This is a genomic window from Wolbachia endosymbiont (group B) of Germaria angustata (assembly GCF_964026725.1).
Taxonomy (GTDB): Bacteria; Pseudomonadota; Alphaproteobacteria; order Rickettsiales; family Anaplasmataceae; genus Wolbachia; species Wolbachia pipientis_C.
The window spans coordinates 749,209-772,097 of sequence record NZ_OZ034691.1; the positions used below are offsets into that span (position 1 = coordinate 749,209).

Annotated in this window: 17 protein-coding genes; 9 read left to right on the forward strand and 8 right to left on the reverse strand. The window is 34.0% G+C overall.

What is annotated here, in order from left to right; all coding sequences use genetic code 11:
* Positions 1-2: 2 nt before the first annotated feature.
* Together AAGD63_RS03725 and mgtE are read right to left on the reverse strand one after the other, a co-directional pair.
* The gene (locus AAGD63_RS03725) at positions 3-350 is read right to left on the reverse strand and encodes a hypothetical protein (RefSeq protein ID WP_341813063.1); all 348 of its coding nucleotides are present in this window, start codon (positions 348-350) and stop codon (positions 3-5) included.
* A 483-nt stretch (positions 351-833) separates the two neighbouring features.
* On the reverse strand, positions 834-2,195 hold the full coding sequence (gene mgtE, locus AAGD63_RS03730; RefSeq protein ID WP_341813064.1) for a magnesium transporter: 1,362 nt from the start codon (positions 2,193-2,195) through the stop codon (positions 834-836).
* 155 nt (positions 2,196-2,350) lie between these two features.
* Between mgtE and prfB the strand changes: the two genes are divergently transcribed.
* Positions 2,351-3,452 (forward strand): peptide chain release factor 2 gene (gene prfB, locus AAGD63_RS03735; protein WP_341813065.1). Its coding sequence is split into 2 segments (ribosomal slippage): positions 2,351-2,416 and positions 2,418-3,452, totalling 1,101 coding nucleotides; the frame shifts between segments, so codons are not numbered across the junction.
* A 174-nt stretch (positions 3,453-3,626) separates the two neighbouring features.
* On the opposite strand, the gene AAGD63_RS03740 is transcribed toward prfB, so the two are convergent.
* The gene (locus AAGD63_RS03740; protein ID WP_341813066.1) at positions 3,627-4,913 is read right to left on the reverse strand and encodes a Na+/H+ antiporter NhaC family protein; all 1,287 of its coding nucleotides are present in this window, start codon (positions 4,911-4,913) and stop codon (positions 3,627-3,629) included.
* 173 nt (positions 4,914-5,086) lie between these two features.
* On the opposite strand from AAGD63_RS03740, the gene AAGD63_RS03745 reads away from it, so the two are divergent.
* Both AAGD63_RS03745 and AAGD63_RS03750 read left to right on the forward strand, forming a co-directional pair.
* Complete coding sequence (locus tag AAGD63_RS03745) at positions 5,087-7,441, forward strand: ankyrin repeat domain-containing protein (RefSeq protein ID WP_341813067.1); 2,355 nt, start codon at positions 5,087-5,089, stop codon at positions 7,439-7,441.
* Positions 7,442-7,549: 108 nt separating this feature from the next.
* Positions 7,550-8,473, forward strand: coding sequence for an RluA family pseudouridine synthase (locus tag AAGD63_RS03750; RefSeq protein ID WP_341813068.1), 924 nt, complete (start codon positions 7,550-7,552; stop codon positions 8,471-8,473).
* A 7-nt stretch (positions 8,474-8,480) separates the two neighbouring features.
* On the opposite strand, the gene AAGD63_RS03755 is transcribed toward AAGD63_RS03750, so the two are convergent.
* Both AAGD63_RS03755 and aspS read right to left on the reverse strand, forming a co-directional pair.
* Positions 8,481-9,743 (reverse strand): MFS transporter, encoded by a 1,263-nt coding sequence (locus AAGD63_RS03755; RefSeq protein ID WP_341813069.1) that lies wholly within the window; start codon positions 9,741-9,743, stop codon positions 8,481-8,483.
* A 35-nt stretch (positions 9,744-9,778) separates the two neighbouring features.
* Positions 9,779-11,581, reverse strand: a complete 1,803-nt coding sequence (gene aspS / locus AAGD63_RS03760) for an aspartate--tRNA ligase (RefSeq protein WP_341813070.1) — start codon at positions 11,579-11,581, stop codon at positions 9,779-9,781.
* Positions 11,582-11,712: 131 nt separating this feature from the next.
* Between aspS and AAGD63_RS03765 the strand changes: the two genes are divergently transcribed.
* Positions 11,713-11,994, forward strand: coding sequence for a hypothetical protein (locus AAGD63_RS03765; RefSeq protein WP_341813071.1), 282 nt, complete (start codon positions 11,713-11,715; stop codon positions 11,992-11,994).
* Between the two features lie 122 nt (positions 11,995-12,116).
* Complete coding sequence (locus AAGD63_RS03770) at positions 12,117-13,094, forward strand: ankyrin repeat domain-containing protein (RefSeq protein WP_341813072.1); 978 nt, start codon at positions 12,117-12,119, stop codon at positions 13,092-13,094.
* 61 nt (positions 13,095-13,155) lie between these two features.
* Here AAGD63_RS03770 and mutS read toward each other — a convergent pair whose 3' ends face one another.
* The gene (gene mutS / locus AAGD63_RS03775) at positions 13,156-15,639 is read right to left on the reverse strand and encodes a DNA mismatch repair protein MutS (RefSeq protein WP_341813073.1); all 2,484 of its coding nucleotides are present in this window, start codon (positions 15,637-15,639) and stop codon (positions 13,156-13,158) included.
* 113 nt (positions 15,640-15,752) lie between these two features.
* Between mutS and AAGD63_RS03780 the strand changes: the two genes are divergently transcribed.
* On the forward strand, positions 15,753-18,080 hold the full coding sequence (locus AAGD63_RS03780) for an ankyrin repeat domain-containing protein (RefSeq protein WP_341813074.1): 2,328 nt from the start codon (positions 15,753-15,755) through the stop codon (positions 18,078-18,080).
* A 50-nt stretch (positions 18,081-18,130) separates the two neighbouring features.
* On the opposite strand, the gene AAGD63_RS03785 is transcribed toward AAGD63_RS03780, so the two are convergent.
* Positions 18,131-20,221: a heme lyase CcmF/NrfE family subunit gene (locus tag AAGD63_RS03785; RefSeq protein ID WP_341813075.1), complete on the reverse strand. Its 2,091-nt coding sequence runs from the start codon at positions 20,219-20,221 to the stop codon at positions 18,131-18,133.
* A gap of 146 nt (positions 20,222-20,367) precedes the next feature.
* On the opposite strand from AAGD63_RS03785, the gene AAGD63_RS03790 reads away from it, so the two are divergent.
* The 3 genes from AAGD63_RS03790 (at position 20,368) to AAGD63_RS03800 (ending at position 21,610) form a co-directional block, all read left to right on the forward strand.
* Positions 20,368-20,706, forward strand: a complete 339-nt coding sequence (locus tag AAGD63_RS03790; protein ID WP_341813076.1) for a hypothetical protein — start codon at positions 20,368-20,370, stop codon at positions 20,704-20,706.
* A 166-nt stretch (positions 20,707-20,872) separates the two neighbouring features.
* Positions 20,873-21,097 (forward strand): hypothetical protein, encoded by a 225-nt coding sequence (locus AAGD63_RS03795; protein WP_341813077.1) that lies wholly within the window; start codon positions 20,873-20,875, stop codon positions 21,095-21,097.
* Positions 21,098-21,115: 18 nt separating this feature from the next.
* Complete coding sequence (locus AAGD63_RS03800) at positions 21,116-21,610, forward strand: hypothetical protein (RefSeq protein ID WP_341813078.1); 495 nt, start codon at positions 21,116-21,118, stop codon at positions 21,608-21,610.
* A gap of 214 nt (positions 21,611-21,824) precedes the next feature.
* Here AAGD63_RS03800 and radC read toward each other — a convergent pair whose 3' ends face one another.
* Entirely contained in the window at positions 21,825-22,505 is a 681-nt protein-coding gene (gene radC / locus AAGD63_RS03805; RefSeq protein WP_264330503.1) for a RadC family protein, read from the reverse strand.
* Positions 22,506-22,889: the final 384 nt, after the last annotated feature.

Genomic DNA, 22,889 nt, shown 5'->3' on the forward strand with positions numbered 1-22,889 from the left:
TACTACTTTACCTGTTTTACGTACTTTTGAACCTGGTTTTGCTTCTTTAGAACATTCAGATAGTTTTTCCTCGAATTCTTTAATAAAAGTCTTAACAAAAAAAAAGTTGCTTTTTTCACTATTTCATCACTTGTAATGCTTATACAGCTAAACATTTCTTCATCATCAGTCGATGTACTACTGCTGCCTATAGATGAAGATCTTGTTACTCTAGGGCTCTCTTGACTTCGTCCACACTGAAGTTCTTCACTAGATAATATATTTTCATAATCAACTATTGCTGATCCAGCATCTACATAATCCATTTGATTATCTGCTACTTGTTCTCCTATATTTTCTTTACCTAACATAAAACCGCCTATATTTTAATATTCATATTTTGATTGTTTTGTCGTAAACCTCTTTTCTGAAGATTGATTTCAACATTTGATTCTTATGCAGCTGTACCAAACCAATTTGCTGTAGAAACCTTACGGTAATCCTAAGTAACTTTAATTGCTGAGTAACAGTGTGCTTTTCTTTTGACTTCTGACTAAAATAGATATATTCTTAAAAAATCGAGAATTGCTTTCTGAGTGATATACATAATACAATGCATCTAACTCACACCCCATGTTTTCATTACGTTAGACTGCATTGTAGCTAAAAAGATCTAGCAAAGCAAGAATTTTTTTGCATACTTTAGCATTTTAGTTTTTATTTTAAAACTAAAGCAGCTCAGTTTCATGTACTTTTATTTCTTTATCAACTGTTATTTTTCTTCTTCAATGTATCTGTGAGTAATGATAACGTTGCTGGTAAAGCAATTTTTTTATATAGCAAGATTCAGCTATTTATAAAAAGATCGTGGCTAGACCAAAAAATATAAGAGCTGAGAGAATATCAGTTGTTGCTGATGTTAAGATTGAAGACGAAACAGCAGGATCGGATCTTAAACGATGAAGCATTATAGGAATGAAAGTGCCGATAAATGTTGCAATAATCGACATTACAATCATGGAAACCACGAAAATGATCTCTACTTTTAAACTATGGAACCTTATTGCTAATACTACGAGCGAAATTGTAGATAAAATCACTCCATTTATAAGACCTATTAAAAATTCTTTCATCAGTATTCTTTTTGCATTTTGCTCAGTTAGATATTTTGTTGCGATTGCCCGGATAGTTAGTGTTACTGTTTGGGATCCTGCATTTCCGCTCATTGATGCAATTATTGGCATAATTATTGGTAGTACTATAAAACTTTCTATTACGTTATCGAAAAAGCCAACTACTATAGAACATATTGTTGCAGCTAAGAGGTTAAATAATAACCAAGGTAGCCTTTTAATTATAGTTTTATGTATAGGAGCATTTATATCAGATTTAGATGATACACCGCTTATTTTAAGTACATCCTCTTCTGCTTCTTGCTGAACAATTTTGATTACATCTTCAATAAGGATTACACCGATAATTTTACCACTCTTATTTACTACTGGAGCTGATAATAGAGAGTAATCTTTAAATATTCTTGCTACTTCTTCTTGGTCCATTCCAGTTTTAATTATTTTTATATCTTGACTCATTATCTCTTTTATTATTGTTTCTCCTGAGTGAGATATTACCTTATTGAAGTTGAAACTACCTATAGGTTCTAATTTCGAGTTAATGATGAAGATTTGGTAAAATATTTCTGGTATTTTTTTATAATTGCGCAAGAATTCCATTAGCTGATTTATCGTCCAATAATATGGAGCTATAACCATATTTTTATGTATCAACCTTCCTGCACTTTCTTCTGGGTATGATAACAATTCCTCTACTAATTTTTGAGTTGCATTGGGTAAGTAGTTAAGTATATTTTCTATAGACTTTCTATCTAAATCTTTCACTATAGCTACTATGTCTTCTATATCAAGAAGCATTAGTAACTTTGCTGTATTTTCTATTCCCAATATTTCTATGATCTCTACTTGTAAATCTGGTACTACATGTACTAAGGCATCACTTAACAAATGTTGATCGAGGATATTAACTAATTTCTCCCTGTGATCACTGATCGAAGTAGATAAAAAATAAGCTAACTGAACGCTATCTATCGTTTTTACAATATTACGAACATTCTCTAATTCTTGATTATCGAGAGACTCTATTAAATCATCAATAGCTTTTTTGTCTAAACCATAATGAGAACTTGTTTTAATATTCATTACTTTACCTTATTTTTTTAATAAATATACACACTTGATTTTATTGAACATTCAAGTATAATAAAATTATTTTGAATTAACTATTATATGGTTAAATTTCTATTTTGTTTGCTGTTATTGTTAGTGATAATAAATATATTAAAGTCTAAAGTATAATGAAAACCCATCCAGAAATCCTTGAATACTTTCAAGGCTTAAATAAAAGTATTTCTCTTATCAGGAGGTGTCTTTGACATAGAAAAATTGAAGTTGCGTCTTGAAGAGCTGGATTCTCAAGCATCGAATGATAATCTGTGGCAAGACAATCAAAAAGCACAAGAAATTTTAAAAGAACGCTCTAAAATTAAGCATGACATAGAATCGTTTTCAAAGCTAGAAAGCGATTACAACGATGCTATCAGCTTGATGAAATCTGCTATTGATGAGAATGATGAAGAATTTTTTTCTGAAGTTAAAGGTGAGTTAGTAAAGCTAGAGAAATTAATCAAACTTAAAGAGACAGAATCTTTATTTACTGGTGAAGCAGATAACAATAACTGCTTTTTAGAAATCCACTCAGGAGCTGGTGGAACAGAGAGCAATGATTGGGCTGAGATGCTCATGCGCATGTATACAAGATGGGCAGAAATTTATCACAATTTTAAAGTTGAAGTTGTAGAAAAATTAGATGGTGATGCAGTTGGTATAAAATCTACAACAATAAAGATCATCGGAGAAAAAGCTTACGGGTGGGCAAAAAGCGAAAGTGGAGTTCATAGATTGGTTAGAATATCACCATTTGATGCAAATGGTAAACGTCATACCAGTTTTGCAAGTGTAGGAGTAACTCCAGTGATTGAAGATTCAATAGATACTGTTGTGGATGAAAAGGATTTAAAGATCGACACTTACCGTGCTTCTGGAGCAGGTGGTCAGCATGTAAATAAGACTGAAAGCGCGGTACGTATTACGCATATTCCAACAGGCGTTGTAGCTCAATGCCAAAATGGTCGTTCTCAACATAAAAATAAAGATGAAGCACTTAAACTACTTAAAGGACGTTTATATCAAATTGAATTGGAAAAAAAAGAACAGAAAATGGCCGAAGAATATGGCAAGAAATGCGATATAGGTTGGGGCAGTCAGATCAGATCGTATGTTATGCATCCATATCAAATGGTAAAGGATTTAAGGACTGGACATGAAGTTGGCAATATAAATTCCGTTTTTGATGGCAATATAGATTGTTTCATAGTTAGTGTATTGGAGTTAAAATGAGATTTATTAAAAAGCTAAGTTTTATGCTCTGCTAATAAGGGGAAAAGAAAACCAAAACCTATTGAGAAAAATGGAACAATTTTGTGAATATATCTATTATCCAAGTAGCTGATGAAAATGGCAACTCGTTTCTTATGAGCACAAAAATGTAATATGAAGAGAAATCTTCGTACATTAAGTTGTAGCCGCGCAACGTCTGCCATTGATGATTATTTCACCTACTGTAACTGCTGCTAAAATAAAGCAGTAATAAACTTGTGTTAACAAAGAAATAGGTGAGACAGAAGCAATGCTACCTGCTAGCAGCAGCTGGGAACCATAAGGCAAAATGCCTTTTGTAACGCAAGCAAAAATGTCTAACAAGTATGCACTACGGTATGACGGAATATTATGCTTTTGCGCGAGCCTTTTTGCAATATCGCCACTTAATAAAATAGCAATGGTATTATTAGCAACTAAAACAGTAAACATAGATGCTATGCCCGCTATTACAAATTCAGCTTTAGTTTTTGTGATATTGCTTTCATCGATAAGTTTGTGTAATGCCTTTTGACCCTGCTTGTACATTATATGAATCAATCCGCCAATAAATAGAGCAAATATTACTATCTCGTTTACTTTTTTGAAACCTTTATATATGTCATGAGAGAGTTGAATGATAGTATAGTCAAAAAAAGTCATCCCTAATACACTAGCAACAATTATATTTATAGTTATTGTTACTAAAGTAGTAACTTCAAATAACCCCATGATTATTAAAGAAATATAAGGAATAATCTTTATTACTGATAAATAATCTAAATTTGATGTAGGAATAATTTTTGTACTATCTGCCATAATTGCCAGATAGACAAGCGTTATAATGCTGGCAACAAATGCTACTTTAGAATTCACTTTAAGTTTATCCTTTATCGTGGCCCCCTGTGAAGAAATAGATGCAATAGTAGTGTCAGATATCATTGAAAGATTATCACCAAATACGGCACCTCCAACTACAGTTGCAGTTCCTATTTCAAGACCAAAAGCCCCACTTTTTGCTAAGTTAACAGCTATTGGTACCATTAATACAACAACTCCCATAGACGTACCAATTGCAGTTGATATAAAAGCGGAAGCCAAAAATACTCCAGGCAGTAGTAATCTTGCTGGAAGGAAATTGAGAATTAAATCAGCAACAGTATCTGCACTACCAATTGATTGAGTCACCACAGAAAATGCTCCAGAAAATAGAAAAGTTAAACACATAGTAAGGATGTTTTTATCTCCCATACCCTCGATGACAGTATCGATGTTACGTTGAATTTTACCTGCACTGCATGCAACAGCAAAAAATAGCGCCGGTAGTAGGCAAATTACCGGTGAAACTTGGCGAAGCGGATTATCAATTCCAATAAAGGAAAAATAGACACCACTTCCAAGGTATAAGATTAAAAAAATAACCAAAGGAAAAAAAGCTGTCATTTTACTGACTTAAAACCTATGATTATAATCAATTAAGTGGTTTCAGGCAAGCTCGGTTTTCTGTAAGTTAATAACAGTCCTTTTAGACTCTCAAGTTACGCTATGGAAAATGCGTTGACTATTCTACCATAATATATAGCATCAAAAAATACTCTATAGTATGAGGTAAAGCTATGGTAATGACATATGAACAGTGGAACATAATATTAGGTGTAATTGATCAAGAGGTAAATTTAAGTAAAGACAATGTAATTGAAAGAATAAAAGAGCTATTAAAGGAAATAAAGATACTAGGGCAAGCAGAAACATCAAGAATGTTAGAAGAGATATCGCATGGATTAGAAGTATCAAGCAAGATTCCAAGAGTACAAGAGACACAAGAGCCATTAAAAAAGAGACTAAAGGTAGTAAATGTACCGCAGACAAAAGAAGAAGCAAAAAAGATACTAAAGGAGTCAAGGGTATCAAATGCGCAACAGATGGTAAAAAGAATGCTAAAAAGGTTAGGTGTACAAGAGACATTAGAAGAATCAAAAGCAGTGGCGCTAGAGGATATGCTAAATGCACGAAAGATCTCAGAAAAGGTACCAGTGATGCTAGATGTAGGAAAGATATTAGAGACACTAAAGGCACTAAAGAGAGCAAGTAAAAATGTGTATAGAGAGTGGGAGAAAAATAAGTTTGATGTAAATCATTGGTTTAAAGTAGATTGTTTGCATGAACGCTTTTCATACACGTTATTGTATTTAGCTATTGATTTTAAGCTGAACAATTTAATAAATGCTATGCTTAAAGTAAAAGGAATCGATATTAATGCACCAAGTCCGTTTTCCGAATGGACTGCTTTACATTGGGCTGTTGAAGATAGGAACACAGAAGTAGCACGCAAGCTAATAGAAAAAGGGGCAAATGTTAATCAGTTGGATTCATCTCAACGAACTACTTTATATCAGCCAGCTGTAAATGGCGATATAGAAATAACAAAAATCTTAGTAAAAAATAATGCAGATGTTAATGCAGAGGATCTAGCGAGATTGACTGCTTTATATAAGGCTGCCGCTAATGGCCATGAAGAAGTAGCAAAGTACTTAATGGAGAATGGAGCAGATGTTAAGAAGAATGGAGCGCTTAAACTTACTCTTTTACATATTGCTGTTGCAAATGTTGATGAAGCAATGGTGAATTGTATAATAAAAAATGATAAGAATATTGTTGAAAATATTGAGATAGTAGATGTATTTGGATGGAGTCCTTTATATTGGGCTGCTGCAAAGAATGATACATTAATATTAGAGATCCTATTACAGGTCACATCACGATGTAGAGCAAGTGTTGATATAGAGGATAAGTTAATTGGGCGATCTCCCTTACATATTGCTGCTACGAATGATAATGTGGAAGCAGTAGAGCTCTTAATAAACTATGAAGCAAATGTTAACCATAAGGATGCATGGGAATGGACTCCTTTTAATTGTGCTGCCGCAAAAGGCAATAGAAAAGTAATGAATTATCTAATAGCCCATGGAGCAAGTATTGAGACAAATGATCCACAGAAAATATTACTTTCTATTTGTCCATATAATTATCTAGAAGCAATAACTACTATAATACAACTTGGAATATGGAAGGATGTGATGAAATTGATGGTAGCTGAGTTTTTACGTTGTGCTGCCGGACATGGTGATACACTAATGGTACATGCTCTATTAGAATCTGGAATAAATGCTAATGCACGTGACGATTTAGAATCAACTGCCTTACATAAAGCTGCCAAAGGTGGCCATGCGGAAGTAGTAAGGACCTTAATTTTATATGGAGCAAATGTTAATGCACAGGATAGCTCAGGGCAATCTCCTTTAGCTTATGCTTTCGAACATAGACACTGGATAGTAGTAATGACTTTACTATGTTATGGCGCAAGTACTTTATTGCCTGATCACTGCGGTGAAACTGTAAGAGATTTAGCTGAACATCAAGGCATAAGTAATCTTCTAGTGGAAGCAGAACAAAGAGCACTAGATATACTTACGCGGCTTAACTTAGAATCAAGTATACTTAGAAACAAAGCATTAATGAAAGTGCAACACATAGCATCATATATGTTGAGAGAAATAGAATTACATCCATCTATCAGCTTTGAATTTATGATAAGAGATCAAGCTAATCAAATTGAACAATTACAGTATAACGATAAACTTAATGAAAAAAGAGTAGCATTTATAACTGACCACATTAAATGTGTGCAGTTAGAGACTAACACTAAAGCGTGTTCAGCTGAAATGGATGGAGTAAAAGAACAAATATTACATAGTCCTTGCAGGTGGTCATATCGCACTAAAAATGTTAATGTAAGAAGAGTAACATCTTTAGCTAACGGCATTGAGTGTATGAAGTTAGGGCCTAACACTGAAGCGTGTCCAGGCCCTAGTACTAAAGAGCCTAATACTCACCTCTCTATGATCGAGAAACTATCATTGTTACCACTTTACTCAGCTGTAGGAAAATATGAAGCCGTTATAAATAGTTAAATAATCCTCTAAATTCCAGCACGTAGCACTCGATGCAAGTAGCTGAAACTGAGAAGTACATTAGGTATATTAGATTTTAGTTTACACAATAAAATTTTTATAAGTAAGATGTCAGAAGGTATCAAAACCATATTAGTAGAAGACAATAACGTTAGGCTCGATAGGTACATTAGAAGAATTTTTCCCAATTTGAAACAATCTGCAATTGAGAAGTCTTTAAGGAAAGGATTAATCAAGGTTGATAATTGCACGGCAAAATCCAGCGATAGGGTAAGCTCTGGGCAAACTATAATGATAAGATACTTAGACTATATTGAGAACACTAATTCTGACTGCAAATATAATGAAAAGTTAGTGAATCTACTAAGAGAGAACATATTATATGAAGACGAATATATACTAGCTATAAACAAACCCGCAGGGGTCATTGTTCAAGGCGGCATAAAGGTAAAAATTAGCATTAGTGATTTACTTGACCAAATAAGAGAGAGAGAAATATTTAAAATTGTTCACAGGCTGGATAGGGATACAAGCGGAGTAATAATATTCGCACGCAATGCCAGCGTTGCCAAATACCTTATGGAAGAATTTAAAGGACGGAGGATAAAAAAAACTTACCTAGCATTAACTTTTGGTATACCGAGCAAAGATAATGGAACAATAGACTACCCGTTGGTGAAAAAATATATTTCAGGGCAAGAAAAAGTAGTCGTTGATGAAGATTCACCTCAAAATGCCACTACGCATTTTTCAATTATAGCAAGGTTAAAACATAATGTTGCTTATTTAAAATTACAACCAATTACTGGCAGAACTCATCAATTACGTGCACATTTAGCTCATATAAATTGTCCTATTCTTGGTGACGGTAAATATGGCGGTAAAAAAGCTTTTATTGATGGAGTAGCAAATCAGATTCACCTACATTCATATTCTTTGTCTTTAAAATTGCTAAATAATAAAGAAGTCACTATTACTGCTCCTATCCCTCAACATATCGAAAAATCTATTGAAGCGCTATCTTTTGACTAAAGCGATTTCACCAATCAATTTTTTTGTCTTTGGCTTTAATTTGAAGTACAGATATTAGGCTAATCAATGCACAAACAGTAAGGTAAATCCCTGCAGCAAGTTTTGTTTCGGTTTTTTCTATAAGCCACATGCATACCGATGGAGAAAGGCCGCCAAAAATACCTGCAGATATGTTATGTGTGAGGCTAAAGCCGGTGCACCTAACTTTTGTTGGAAATAACTCGCAGGCAAGAGAATTATATATTCCAAAAGATGCACCTATCGGCACACTTATCAACAGAAAAGAGAGCGTGACAATATAGTGGTTATCATTTGATAATAGCGAAAGTACCGGCAAACCAGCGCAAGCTAGAGCTACTAATGTAGGAATCATTACATTTTTTCTTCCAACTTTATCAGACAGTATTGCAAATAGCACTGCGGACGTTCCAAATGTAATTTCAACTATAATCCTTACTACATTTTTAATATCAATACCTGACAGAGTAAGCGCTTTTACAGATATGTTATAAAACATTATTACCGAATAAACGATTGCATTTTGAGCGATACCAAGCCCAATTGCTAATATAAATGCTTTTTTGTAGGTTTTGATTAATTCTAAAAATGGAGAATCAGATAAGCTTCTATTTTGATCATGAATTTTATATGCTAAGCTCTCTTCCATTATATATCTTGTTAAAAAGCCTATTATGCCCATAATGAAGCAGAAATAGAAGGGCAACCTCCAGCCCCAAATTTCATAATTTTCACCTGTAAACTTTTTGCAAATAGCTATCATTACAAAGCATGTGATAGAACCGAGAGCACCACTAAACGCTTTCATGCTCCCTAAGAATCCTAGATTTTTTTTATCGCTTGAATGCTCTATTAAAAAAGCAGAGTTAACACTTGTTTCTCCACCTGCTGCCATTCCTTGTACTATCCTACAAAACAGAAGCAGTATAGGAGAAAATATTCCTATTTCTCTAAAGCTTGGTATAACCGCAATTGCAGTAGACGATATCGAAGCTAATATTACGGAAGTCAGTAAAATTTTCCTCCTGCCATACTTATCTCCAATGTAACCAAAAATAAACGCACCAAGTGGTCTAAATCCAAAGCCAATTGCAAAACTGCCAAGGAATTTGATTTTTTTTATGTAGTCGCTTTCTGATGAAAAAAAAACGTCACTTATTATATGCGTCAAAACTCCAAACAGAGTTATTTCATACCATATAATCATATTGCAGATTATACTTGATAGTATTGCTTTTTGAATATCGTTCATAACTTCTAGTTTACCACACTCCGCTATAAAAATTTTTATTCAATAACCTTCAAGGATAATTCACGTAAATGCTTATCATCTACTTTAGAAGGAGCGCCCATTAGAACATCTTCTCCTTGCTGATTCATAGGAAAACAGATTACTTCACGAATATTCGGCTCATCTGCAAGTAGCATAACCATTCTATCAACCCCTGGCGCTATTCCACCATGAGGTGGCGTTCCAAACCTGAATGCACGCACAAGCGCGCCAAATTTTGTATCAACTTCCTCTTTACTGTAGCCTGCAATGGCAAAAGCTCTGTACATAATATCTAGTTTGTTATTACGAATCGCCCCACTTGAAAGCTCTATTCCATTGCAAACGAGATCATATTGATAAGCAAGGATATCTAGTGGATCTTTGTCTTCTAAATCCTTCAAGCCACCATGTGGCATGGAAAATGGGTTATGAAAGAAATCTATTTTTTTGCTTTTATCATCATATACAAAATATGGAAAATCGATGACCCAGCAAAACCTAAAGATATTGTTATCTATAAGACCTAGTTGTGATCCTAAGAGAGAGCGAACTTTCCCTGCAATTATTGCTGCTTCATTTTCCTTATCAGAAGCAAAAAATACACTATCTCCTGGCTTTACATTTGTTATTTCTTTTATAGAATTTAACCTATTGTCATCAAGAAATTTAGCAATTGGTCCTTTTGCAATGCCGTCCTTATCAAATGTTATATACCCAAGACCTTTAGCACCTAATTCTTTTTGCGCATGTTCTATTTTTTTATCAAAAAAGCTGCGTGGTTCCTCCGCTGTTTTGGGAGCAGGAATGGCTCTGACTACCATACCTCGCTCAATATTGCTTTTGAAAATATTGAACTCTGAATTACGGAAAATTTCTGTTACATCCCTGATCAATAGTGGATTGCGCAGATCTGGTTTATCAGAACCGTATTTGAGCATTGCGTCTTTGTATGTAATACGTGGAAAATCTTTATCAACTGATTTACGAGAAAATTTGGCAAACACTTTATATAAGGTAGATTCAATAACCTGAAATATATCTTCTTGAGTTACAAAAGACATTTCAAGATCTAGCTGATAAAACTCCCCAGGAGAACGGTCAGCCCTTGCGTCCTCATCACGAAAACAAGGTGCAATTTGAAAATATTTATCAAACCCTGAAACCATAAGCAACTGCTTAAAAATCTGTGGAGCTTGTGGTAATGCATAGAATTTACCAGGATTGAGTCTGCTTGGCACTAAATAATCACGTGCTCCTTCAGGAGAAGAGGCAGTAAGTATGGGAGTTTGAATATCTAAGAATCCTTGCTCTATCATGAGCCTCCTGAGCTCTGAAATGATCTGTGAACGTAGAATAATGTTATTACGAACCTTTTCACGTCTTAAATCAAGAAAACGATATTTAAATCTCATGTTTTCTGGGTATTCTTGCTCACCGGCGATACTTGCTAATATACTCCTTTCTTCTTTTGCTATTTCTTCATCACAGTGGAACTCAACTTCAGATTCAACTTGTAAATTACTAACTATAACTTCAATTTCTCCTGTGGAAATAGAGCTATTTACCGTATCTTCAGTTCTAGCTTTGACTATTCCTGTGACAGTAATCACACTTTCTGATTTTAAATTCGAAATTTCATCAAAAAAATCTTTATCGTTATTGAATACCAACTGAGTAATCCCATGAAAATCTCTTAAATCAACAAAGATTAGGTTACCATGGTCACGTTTGCGATACAGCCAACCAGAGAGAATAACTTCCTTTTCTACATCATTCTTCCTTAATTCATTACACTCGTGAGTTTTATAACAGTTCATTTAATTGAAATTTCTAGAATACAAAAAGATTATAAAATAAATTAACCTTTGGGCAAGATAATATCTAAAGATCCTTTACAAGCAATTCTGATTTAGATATACTTTTTTATTATGTGTGTTGAGGTGTATTTATGAACCCTGAAGAATTAAAAGAAATTTTAGCTAAAAAAGAGAGGGTGAATGCTGTAATAAAAGATCTTGTTGACACTGTTACCAAAAATGATTTAGAAAAAGTAAAGTCAATTTTTGAGGAAAATAGTTCCATTATTCGAGATGTTGTCACTGAGGTTAATTCCCAAAGCGGTACAAATTTATTAAAGTGTTCTACTAATAACAAAATGGCCGAATATCTAATAGAAAAGGGTATAAGCTTTAGCGCTGCAGTCACAAAGGCAGTTAAAAAAGAGATTTAGAGTCAGTAAAATCAATCTGTCAGATTAACAGCTTAATAGCTAAAGATTAGTTATCGCAAAATCCTGAGCCACTAGAATCTGCAACTTATGATCACAAATTTAATGATAAAATTGCAAGGTATTTGATTGAACAAGGTGCAAATCCTAATGCAACTGATCATCTTGGTCGTTACTTACTTCATCTGCAAACTGCACAAGGCAATTTCGAAGGAGCTAAGGCTTTAATAGAAAACGGTGTGGATGTTAACTTAATAAATCAAGAGGTAAAAAGCTATCAGAACTTAATTATTGGTGGTAGTGCGTTAAAGGGTCAAACTGCGTTGAATTTTGCAATTAGAATATATTACAGACATAAAGACATAGACGATCAAAAATCTGATAAAATCTTAAAATTTATAAGTTATTTAATAGAACACAAAGCAAACTTAAATATCAAAGATTGTAATGAGATGGTCCCTTTAGATATTGCTATATTTCATAATTCTCCAAAGATAGTAGAATTATTGATAAAAGCTGGTGCTGATCTTAATGTTGGAAGGGAAAAAGCAGAAGGTGTTTTAAAGTATGCAATTACTGAAGGGCATATAGATATAGGGAGAGCTACAATTCGATATATTTTGGAACATGACTCACACTGGTTAACAACTTCAAATAAACCAGATCTTCTCAATGATCAACAAGAGTTATCAAACTATTGGGATGAATATAAAGCTCAAGTTAAAGAGCTTCATGATATAGTGGGAGATAGAATTTACTTGACTGGTGACCACTCTACCCGTCCTATAATGAGAACAGTGAGTGGCCTTTTAGATCACAACAGTAGACAAAATCTAGTAAAAGCATCACTAATACCTACTCCTAGTTCTAATGAATCAGAAAATTTTTGTCCAAGAAAACTTGCTGTTGTAGCTGTAGCTGCAGTACCTTGCGCTTTAGCATTATATTTTCTTGCTCCATTAATCATTGGGTCTTCTGCTGGAATTGGTACCCAACTAGCATTAGGAGCTGTAGGTGCAGTTGTAGGTGGTGGAATTGGAATCTTGACCAATGTGGCAATAGATCAATGCTACGTTAATTTAGCTGCTCAGAAAGCTGACTAAAATTAAAGCGCCATAGATTACTAAAACTCCATAATTGTGGAGTAATATAATGTTACTTTCCTCAAGCCTTTAGCTCCTCAAATACTTCTCTTGCTCTGTTTAAAACAGAATCAGGAAAACCAGCAAGTTTTGCTACATGTATTCCATATGACTCATCTGCAATGCCTTCAATTACTTCATGTAAAAAGATGACTTCTCCTTTCCATTCTTTTATTTTCATACAAAAACATTTCACATTTTCTAAGTATTCACCTACTTTAGTCAATTCATGATAATGAGTTGCAAAAATGGCGCGGCACTTATTTATGTTGTGAATGTGTTCAATCACCGCCTGTGCAATAGATAATCCATCATATACCCCTGTGCCCCTACCAATTTCATCAAGTATCACCAAGGAACGATCTGTTGCCTGATTTACTATCGTTGCTGTTTCGATCATCTCTACCATGAAGGTAGAATAACCAGCTGTTATATTATCCGTTGCGCCAACCCTGCTGAATATCTTGTCAATCACTCCAATATGCGCACTCTCTGCTGGCACAAATGACCCCATATGAGCTAAAACTGCAATGAGAGCGTTTTGCCTCAAGAAAGTGCTTTTTCCAGCCATATTAGGACCAGTAATTAGATGTATACCAGCTAAATTGATGCTATTTGCAATGAATTTATCGTTAACTTCAACCACTGGATGTCTTCCGCTACAGATATTGAACTCTTTGCTGTCATCAATGATGGGTTTTACGTAATTATTTTGCACTGCAAGCTCTGCAAACGCGGTTCTAATATCAAGTTTTGCCAAAGCATTTGCAGCAAGAGCAATTTTTTCAGATTCTTTAGCGACTTCACTACACAGTTCACTAAAAATTTTCATTTCTAAGCCGATTGCAGCATCACGTGCCGTAAGAATTTTATTTTCTAGTTCTTTCAATTCATTAGTAGTGTAGCGCATGCTATTTGCTAAGCTTTGCCTATGAATAAATATATCCGAAGTTATTTTGTGATTTGCCGACACTTCAACGTAATAACCAAGTATATTGTTGTGTAATATTTTGAGTGCAGCAATGCCAGTTAGGTCGCGATAAGATTCACGGAGTTTGGTTATTAATTTATTACTATTATTTAATATGTAGGATAACTCAGATAATTCTGAGTTGTATTTTGAGTGAATAAATCCTCCTTCTTTCACGGAACTGAGGTTATTATCGAGTATAGCACTATTTAACAGTTCAAATAGGTCTTTATGATTGCCAAGGCTTTTATGTATTGTGCTTAGTTCACTCTCGTCTGATTTAGCGCGTGACGCTGGCTGGATCTCAGTTTGGATGACATATTGTTGTGGGAGAGATACATTTTCACCTGATTCAATTTTACATAAGAACTCAGACAATTCTAAAGTCTTTCCTAGGCCTATTTTCAATAGGTTCATATCCTTTGGTGAACCACGCCCTAGTATTAAGCGCGATAAAGACCTTTCAATATCCGGAATGTTAGATAATATCTCTCGTATTTTTTTGCGTGGCTCATGATTATTTACAAAAAATTGAGCGGTGCTGAGCCTCAAATTGATTGCCTTGGAGCAAGCAAGGGGTGAAGCGAGCATTTGTTTGAGCAGGCGTCCACCAGAGGCTGTTACTGTGTAATCAATAACTGAAATTAGTGAACCTTTCTTTTCACCAAATTGAGTTGAAAACAACTCAAGATTTCTCCTTGCTGAAGCATCAATAAGCATGAAATTTTGTTGCTTATAGGTTTTTGGGAATTCAAGCCTTGGAATGGAACCCCTTTGCGTTACTCTGACATATTCAAGCAGTGCACCACACGCCATGATTTCTACTTTGCTGAAATTTCCTATACTCCCAAGTTCCCTGATTTTATAAAACTCGCATAATGTTCTGTGAGATTTACTATACTCAAAAAAGCTCTGTGCGTGTTGCGTAATTGATATTTTATAATTTTTTAAAATCGATCTAATTTTTTCATCCTCAGTGAATTTTTCAGAAATTAATAATTCTCTTGGTGATATACGCAATAAATCACTATCTAGAGCTTTCAAACTCGTTAAAGTGTGAAAAAATTTTCCCGTCGATAATTCAAGCCAACTAATAGCATATTCGTCATTTTGTTCAACTATGGATGCGAGATAATTATTGCTTTTATCCTCCAGTAGTGAATCTGCTATAATTGTACCTGGAGTTACAACTCGCACTACATCACGCTTTACTATGGATTTATAGCCCCTCTTTTTTGCTTCATCAACAGTTTCTAATTGGTCACAGATTGCTACTTTGAATCCTAAATCTATTAACTTGTGTAGGTAAGATTCGCTACTGTGTGCTGGCACTCCACACATTGGTATTTCTTGCCCATTTGAATTGCCCCTCTTGGTTAGCACTATATTCAGCAATTTCGCAGCTTTAATAGCATCATCGAAAAACAATTCATAAAAATCGCCCAGTCTATAAAACAATAGATGATCCGTGTATTGAGCTTTCAAATTTAAATATTGCTCCATTACAGGGGTATTTTTTTCTCTTATTAAGTTCATAACATTTTTAAATATGTTAGCAGCAAACCACTTACTCTGGTGTTGGTTATTTTATTATGGATCAATAATTTTTTTTAGCTATAGTACAAAAACAAATAGTTTGAGGTAGAATTATGGAATATGAACGGTTGTTAAAAATATTAAGGACAATAAGTGACTTAAATGAGAACAATATAATCGAAAGGGTAAAAGAGGAATTGGAAAAAGAAGATCCAGACACGTATAAAAAGTGGCAAGATAATGGATTTAACATAAATTATACATTCGATGATCAAAGTACATTGTTACATATAGCTGCTAGAAATGATCTTGTAAAGATAGCAGAGCTTTTAATAAAAAAAGGGGGTAATGTTAATACAGCAGATCAAGATGGATGGAATACTTTACACTTTGCTGCTGCAAGTAGCAGTATAGGAGTGGTAGAGATTCTCATAGCAAACGGGGTTAATGTTAATGTAGCAGATCAAAATGGGTTTACTCCTTTGCATTGTGCTGCTCACAATGAAAATAAAGAGATAGTAGAACTCATATTAGACAAGGGGGCTAATGTTGATGCAGTAAATCAAAATGGGTGTACTCCTTTGCATTGTGCTACTATCAATGGACATGAAGAAATAGTAGAACTCCTATTAGAGAAAAGGGCTAATGTTGACGTAGCAGATGAATACGGGCGTACTCCGTTATGCTGGGCTATTAGAAATGGCTATTCAGAAATAGCAAGAATTCTACTTGAAAACAAAGCAGATCCTTTATTGGGACATAAAAGTTTTAACACATTAAAGCTTTTGATTGAATTAATAAAAAATGATTTTAAGCACTCTAAGAAAGAAGAAGAAACACAGCAACAAGAAGATGATGAATATGAATTGATTAAATACTCGTTGCTACTTCGCAATGACTGCTCCTTAACGGATGTTGTCGAAAGAAGTGCATTTGGCAAGCTGATATCTACGTGGCTTGTTGACATGTCCAACTTAACAGAGAGTCAGAAGGAATTGAATAAAAAATTCTTAAGTACTTTTAAAGACTTTCCACATGTTACTTATAAGGATTATAAGAACGATGTTGAAAAAATTAAAAAATTTTTACTAGATCATAAAAGTAATCAAGATCTAAAAACCATTCTCAACCTTAAAAGAGGAGAATCTAAACTGACAATACTGCATATTCTATCAAGTATGGAATGTAGCAATTCAGAAGAATGCATAGATTTACTGTTGAATTCAGGTGCTGATCCTAATGAAAAGGACGACACAGGAAGGACGCCTTTGCATTATGCTACTCGTTCTGGTCATTGTGATACAATTATCAAATTGCTTCTAAGGAAAGGAGCTAATCTTGATATAAAGGATAAAAAAGGTAAAACCCCAATAGAATTTGCAGTTAATAACCCCCACCTTAATATTAAAGAGTGCTTTTTAACTGATGATGTTATTTATGGAACTTTTCGTAAAAAAACACAAGCTGACTATAATGGAAAAAAGTATTTGTGCAAAAGTGTAAATCTATGGGGGGAAGATTTTCTACTAGATGAGCAAGATCCAGATAAATATTTTTGTAAATTAGATGAAGTTCAAGACATAAATCAGCTAGAACAGGTTGTAAATGAAGCTATAAAATCTAGGGTAAGGTTCAATCTTACTTGTGAGGGAAATATATATGAAAATACTTATGAGAATAAGTATAATTTTACAGATTATGTAATAAGAAGAATTAGTGAATTAAAGATTTTTCAAGTTGAAAGGGACATAGAAGTTGCTAGTCGCATAGTATGTAATTTGGTAAAAAGAGGTGCAGTATTTGAAACTTTAAGTAGTATAATTGTAATTGATAAACTAGAGAAGTTTAAAGACCACAAAGCTAATCTGAAAGAAGCACGTAAAAGCTATATACATTATTCTCTAAGGTTTTTGGAAGCTGCAAAAAACGCAACTACTGGTAAGGTAAAAGAGGCAAAAATGGACAACTTCACTTTCTACTTGAAATATTTAAAGAATAGTATAGTCGAGGTTGCAAAAATCATAAATGGAACAGATGAAAGCACAGAATTTCGAAGAGACGTGATAGCAATAGGTGAAAGCGAGATAGAAATTTTAACGGAAGGTGGGGTAAGAAATTATACTGACCTTATAGGTAATATAGTACTGACTTTTCATACTGATTTGGGAAAAGTAGATGCTAGATTGTATTCTGATGTGCAAGATGAAGGAAAAATTATAGTAGAAGTGAGTAACAAGGAGGAAATATTGGAAAAGTTTAAAAATTATAAAGAAGAGTTAGGTGAGAACTGCTTGCTTAGTGGTTCTTCTGTCTACGACGCTATTAAGCAGGGATATTTTAAAAGGCCTGAGGAAGTAGATTCCATATATCATGTAAGTTCTTCATTAGAAAATATATCTTTATTGCCTATTGTACAACAGAACATAGAGAAAATTCGCTAGCAAGGTTAGTGTTGCTTAGCTTAAGTTTAAATTGCCAAAAAATGCAAACTTTATGATACTGAAGGAACTACTTTTTTCCTAGAAGAAAAAGCAGCAAGTAGTGAACCAAAGGCGATGAGAAAAGATCCAAGCCAAATTATAGACATTCCTGGTTTATAGTGTACTTTGGCTGCGATTTTGCTTTTATTTTTGTCAATTTCACCAATAACAACATAGATATCAGAAAATAAATTGTGATAAATGCTGCTTTCAACATTTTTTTGACCTTCTGCAAGGTAAAATCTATATTCAGGAGTTACATCACCTATTACCTTACTATTAAGCAAATTCCTGATATCCATTGTACCTCTTACTGCATGGAAGTTTTTTTCTTTTATAAATTCAATGTTTCGTAAAGTGACTTTGAATTTATTGACTGTTATGCTGTCTCCTATTCCCAAGTAGTTTTCTTTTTTTTCCTGCCAACCTACTGAGCAGGCTATACCAAGCACAAGGATTGCCACTCCAGCATGAGCGAGCATCATTGCATAGTAAGAATTAGAAACTCTTCTTGCGAGTAAAATTGATTCACCAAATGCTACCTTAAATAAATAAATTCTTTTACTATATGCTTCTAAAACAAAGATTAATAATGCTATGGAGATGGTAATTGATAGTACAATTATTAACTCCATATGAAAGATAAACGGTAAAATAGCTGCAGCACTACAAAATGAAAATCTGTATTCACGAATTATTGGTAATAGGCTATTTCCCTGCCAACAACAGTATTGTCCAATTATCGTAAGAACTAAAATAGCTAGCGCAATAGGATTAAATAGAGAATTGTAATATGGTGCTCCAACTGAAATTAATTCACCGGTTAAATACTCAAGCACTGTAGGGTATAAAGTGCCAACGAACACGATGAAAAAGGCAGTGATGAATAATAAATTGTTCATCAGTATCATCGTAAGGCGTGAAAAGAATCTTCTACCTTCTGTCACTTGAGTAGCAGATTTCTTTTCAGATTCCAATATCGAATACTGGAAAGATGTGTGATTCTTTCTCGTAAACACTACAAATATTACTAAGCTACTGACTGTAATTACACCAAGTAGAGCTAATATATACAGTCCATATCTTGGGTCATCTGCAAACGTGTGCACTGAGGTAAGTATTCCTGAGCGGACTAGAAATGTTCCAGTCACACTCAATATAAAAGTTGTGAGCGTAAGTAAAATAGTAAAATTCCTTAAAGTATTGAAATTTCGTACAACGAGCAACAAATGTGTCAGCGCCACTGCAATTAGCCACGGCATCAAAGAAACGTTTTCCACTGGATCCCAGAACCAAAATCCACCCCAACCGAGTTCACGATATGCCCACCAGCTACCCAAGCTGATGCCCAAAGTGAGCAGCGACCAAGAAATAAGTACCCAAGGCCTGCCAATTTTAGCCCAAACATTTCCTTCAGTATTTGCAATTAATCCAGCTATAGAGAGCGAAAAAGGAACGCTAAATCCAAGGTACCCCAAATATAATATCGGTGGATGAATAGCAAGGCCTATATCCTGCAATATCGGATTAAAACCAAGACCATCTGTTTCGATGCCTGGCATTTTAGTGAAGGGGCTGGATTCAAGTAAAGTGAACAGTAAAAAACAAAAGCAAATCAAGCCTTGGGTGATAAGAGATATTTTTTTTAATTTACTACCATTAGTTCGTTCTGGTGTCATTCCAGTGCTTGACACTGGAATCCAGTTTTTATTACACTGCCATTTGATGTACTCATTTGCAATTAAATTGTCTGGATCCCAGTGTCTGGGCACTGGGATGAAAGAAGGTATATAAATATCCATTAGTAATAAATACATGACAAGCACTAAGGTCCAAAGCAACATAGACCCTTCTTTATTTCCCCAAACTCCACAAATCTTATAGATCAAAGGTTTTGTTGTGTGTGAGTGGTAATATACGTTTTCGAGTGAGAAATCATTTGTAATGTGGCAGTAGATCAAAATAGCCATCGATGTTGATACACAAAAAAATATGACAGAGGAGACGAATCGGTAAAAACTAAGCGGTAGAAACAAATACGTTAAAGATAACAAACAGGCTATGAGTAGCGATATATTCCCAAATTCAGGCATAAGATTCATATAATGATATTACTAATAATAAATTGGGAGTTAAAGTTTTAATATAGGAACAAAGCTAATCTTCAATTATATTAATAGTAAGTAAAAATTAAGTATTAAGCTTTTATACTTTATATTATATAACATTAATATTGTGAGGTAATATTATGGGCACAACTAAGATTAGTGAATTTCTATTCAATATAAAAGGTAAAGTGGCAAAACAACATGCTGAACCAATAATTGAAAAAAATCTCTATACTATTTTAGGATTCAAAGATGTAGAAGATTTCGAACATAAGACAAGTAAGTCCGTTAACAAAAAAATTTGGCAGCTATTTATTGATTGCTTTACAAAGGAAATAGATTATGTAGCAACTAAGCAAGTTGTAAAAAACGTTGTTTGTAATATTGCCAAAAGTGCCCAAGGGAATGCTTTTACTGAAGCTGAAAGCTTAATCTTAAACGAAAAACAAGATAATAATAAAGAGAGAAAGAGCGATTAAAAAAGCTACTAGTATTTTAAAAAAAATCAATCCAGAAAAAGCCTTCAATGAACTTTCAGTAATAAAAAAACAAGCCGAAGATTTTTTACAAACCGATTTTTATAAGGCGCAGAGCAAACCACTGCCAGGGTTTGCTCCATCTGGTGTGCAGCTTTTTGCGGAAACTTTGAAATATATAGAAACACTAGAAAAATTATCAGAAGTTAAAAAGGAAGATTTAACTAAGAGTTTCCTATTAAATTATATTAGTTCACTGAACAAAAAGTATCCTAAATTACAAGGTAAAAGGGAAGATGCTATACGAATACTATCAAGCGATGAGTTGAAGAATTTTTATAATAAAGGTGTAGAGGAAGGAATACTACAACCGCTGGTATCATATAAAGAATGAAGAAATCTGTATGATAAAATGAGCCAAACAAAGAATGAATGTATAATCAAAAAAGAAGAGCAGGAGAAAGCAAGTAAGTCAATAACCAGTATAATTAGTGACATAAAAAAATGTAGAGAAGCAGTCCTTAATTGCAAAAATTTTCAGAGCTCCTACATAAAGGAAAAAGCAGAACACCCATTTAGAGGCACCTCATGTCAAAAAATGATTGATATATATCAAGAGAGAATTGCTAGATATCAGGAAAAAATTCGTCAAAACCTAAACCAAATAAGAGCAATATTAAAAGATACGCCGCAAGATGTGGAAGAATTCGAAGAAATAATCAATTGCGCACATGAAGCAGAGCAGTATGATGAAATTTTTGATTCGGCTTTAATTTGTTTACCGAACATACAGAATAAGCTAGATATTCAACCAGAAAATCCCCTAACAGAACTCAGAGCTTCACAAATTAACGTTGAAATTGAGCTAACTAGGCTCTGTGAACAAAATATTAGAGTAAGCATGTGAGTGCTTCAACAAAATTCAAAAAACCAATAAAGACCTCATAAGTCTTATCAAAACAGGAGATTTCTAATAGTGGCAAATACCATGTATTTCTTTCAATTTGCCACTACCTAAATCACACATTGTCTTCCAGAAGGAAAATTTTTGTTCCACTGGCAACCACCTCATGTATAGCTTTACTTCCATAATAAGAAAAATGGCAAAAGTAATTTTAGATCTACTCTAATAAAAGCCTATTTTCCTTGAAACTAAAATAGCTACTAAATGTGATAATAATGTGATCTATTAATTCTATCCCTACGCTTTTGCAAGCTTCTTTAAGCTGTCTAGTGAGAAACATATCGCTGCTTGAAGGCTGTATATCTCCACTTGGGTGATTGTGGGATATTACAATGGATGTTGAGCCAATCAAAAGAGCGCGCCTTATGATCTCTCTAACGTAAATAGGAGTTTGATCTACTGTACCAAAGTTCTGCAGATCTTCCGCTATTAGACGATATCTTTTATTCATATAGATGACGCGAAAATTTTCTTTATTAAGGCTTCCTATACTTACTTTTAAATAATCAAGCAAATTTTCCCAGTTATTGATTATAGGTAGGTCCTTTACTTCTTCTCGTACAGAACGAACAAAAGCCTGTTTCACACAAAAGATAGCAGATATGGCTGCATTATTAACTCCTTTAATATTTTGCAGTGCTTCTAAATCGGCATTAAAAACCTTATTTAAACTACCAAAATTTTCTATCAAACTCTTTGCTACTGGCTTTACATCGATTCTACTATATGCTGAATATAAAATGTGTTCTAAAATCTCATAATCAAGTAATGATTGTCCGTTATCTAAAATAATTCTCTCTCTTAGGCGCTTTCTATGACCTTTTTTGTAATCTTTCATTATTCATGAATTGCTTATCTCTTATAATAAGAAATTGAATTTTTAAGTAAAATATTTAATAAAACACATGAAGCATAATTGTAAATTTTTGAAGACAGCAAATGGTGTCATGAAAGTAGCTGACACTGTCCTCCATCCAAGAGGGTGTCATTCCAGTGCTTGACACTGGAATCTAGCCTTTCTGAAATCTCACCGAAAATGTTGCAACCACTTTCTATGCTAGTTTGCTTGCTCATAAGCTAAACTTTCCTGGATTCCAGTGTCAAGCACTGGAATGACACCTCAAATATTAATAAATTTACCAAGCGAAAAAAAAGGCAAAAAAATCCCCGTGTAACGAGTTTTGACCCCATAATAATGTAAATTGGCGCTGTAATAATGTGC

Bases quoted from the DNA above. Each gene is read 5' to 3' on its own strand.
- mgtE (WP_341813064.1), bottom strand. From the start codon at position 2,195: ATGAATATTAAAACAAGTTCTCATTATGGTTTAGACAAAAAAGCTATT.
- AAGD63_RS03800 (WP_341813078.1), top strand. From the start codon at position 21,116: ATGAGCCAAACAAAGAATGAATGTATAATCAAAAAAGAAGAGCAGGAG.
- mutS (WP_341813073.1), bottom strand. From the start codon at position 15,639: ATGAACTTAATAAGAGAAAAAAATACCCCTGTAATGGAGCAATATTTA.
- AAGD63_RS03745 (WP_341813067.1), top strand. From the start codon at position 5,087: ATGGTAATGACATATGAACAGTGGAACATAATATTAGGTGTAATTGAT.
- AAGD63_RS03740 (WP_341813066.1), bottom strand. From the start codon at position 4,913: ATGACAGCTTTTTTTCCTTTGGTTATTTTTTTAATCTTATACCTTGGA.
- AAGD63_RS03780 (WP_341813074.1), top strand. From the start codon at position 15,753: ATGGAATATGAACGGTTGTTAAAAATATTAAGGACAATAAGTGACTTA.
- AAGD63_RS03725 (WP_341813063.1), bottom strand. From the start codon at position 350: ATGTTAGGTAAAGAAAATATAGGAGAACAAGTAGCAGATAATCAAATG.
- aspS (WP_341813070.1), bottom strand. From the start codon at position 11,581: ATGAACTGTTATAAAACTCACGAGTGTAATGAATTAAGGAAGAATGAT.
- AAGD63_RS03750 (WP_341813068.1), top strand. From the start codon at position 7,550: ATGTCAGAAGGTATCAAAACCATATTAGTAGAAGACAATAACGTTAGG.
- AAGD63_RS03755 (WP_341813069.1), bottom strand. From the start codon at position 9,743: ATGAACGATATTCAAAAAGCAATACTATCAAGTATAATCTGCAATATG.
- radC (WP_264330503.1), bottom strand. From the start codon at position 22,505: ATGAAAGATTACAAAAAAGGTCATAGAAAGCGCCTAAGAGAGAGAATT.
- AAGD63_RS03790 (WP_341813076.1), top strand. From the start codon at position 20,368: ATGGGCACAACTAAGATTAGTGAATTTCTATTCAATATAAAAGGTAAA.
- AAGD63_RS03785 (WP_341813075.1), bottom strand. From the start codon at position 20,221: ATGAATCTTATGCCTGAATTTGGGAATATATCGCTACTCATAGCCTGT.
- AAGD63_RS03765 (WP_341813071.1), top strand. From the start codon at position 11,713: ATGAACCCTGAAGAATTAAAAGAAATTTTAGCTAAAAAAGAGAGGGTG.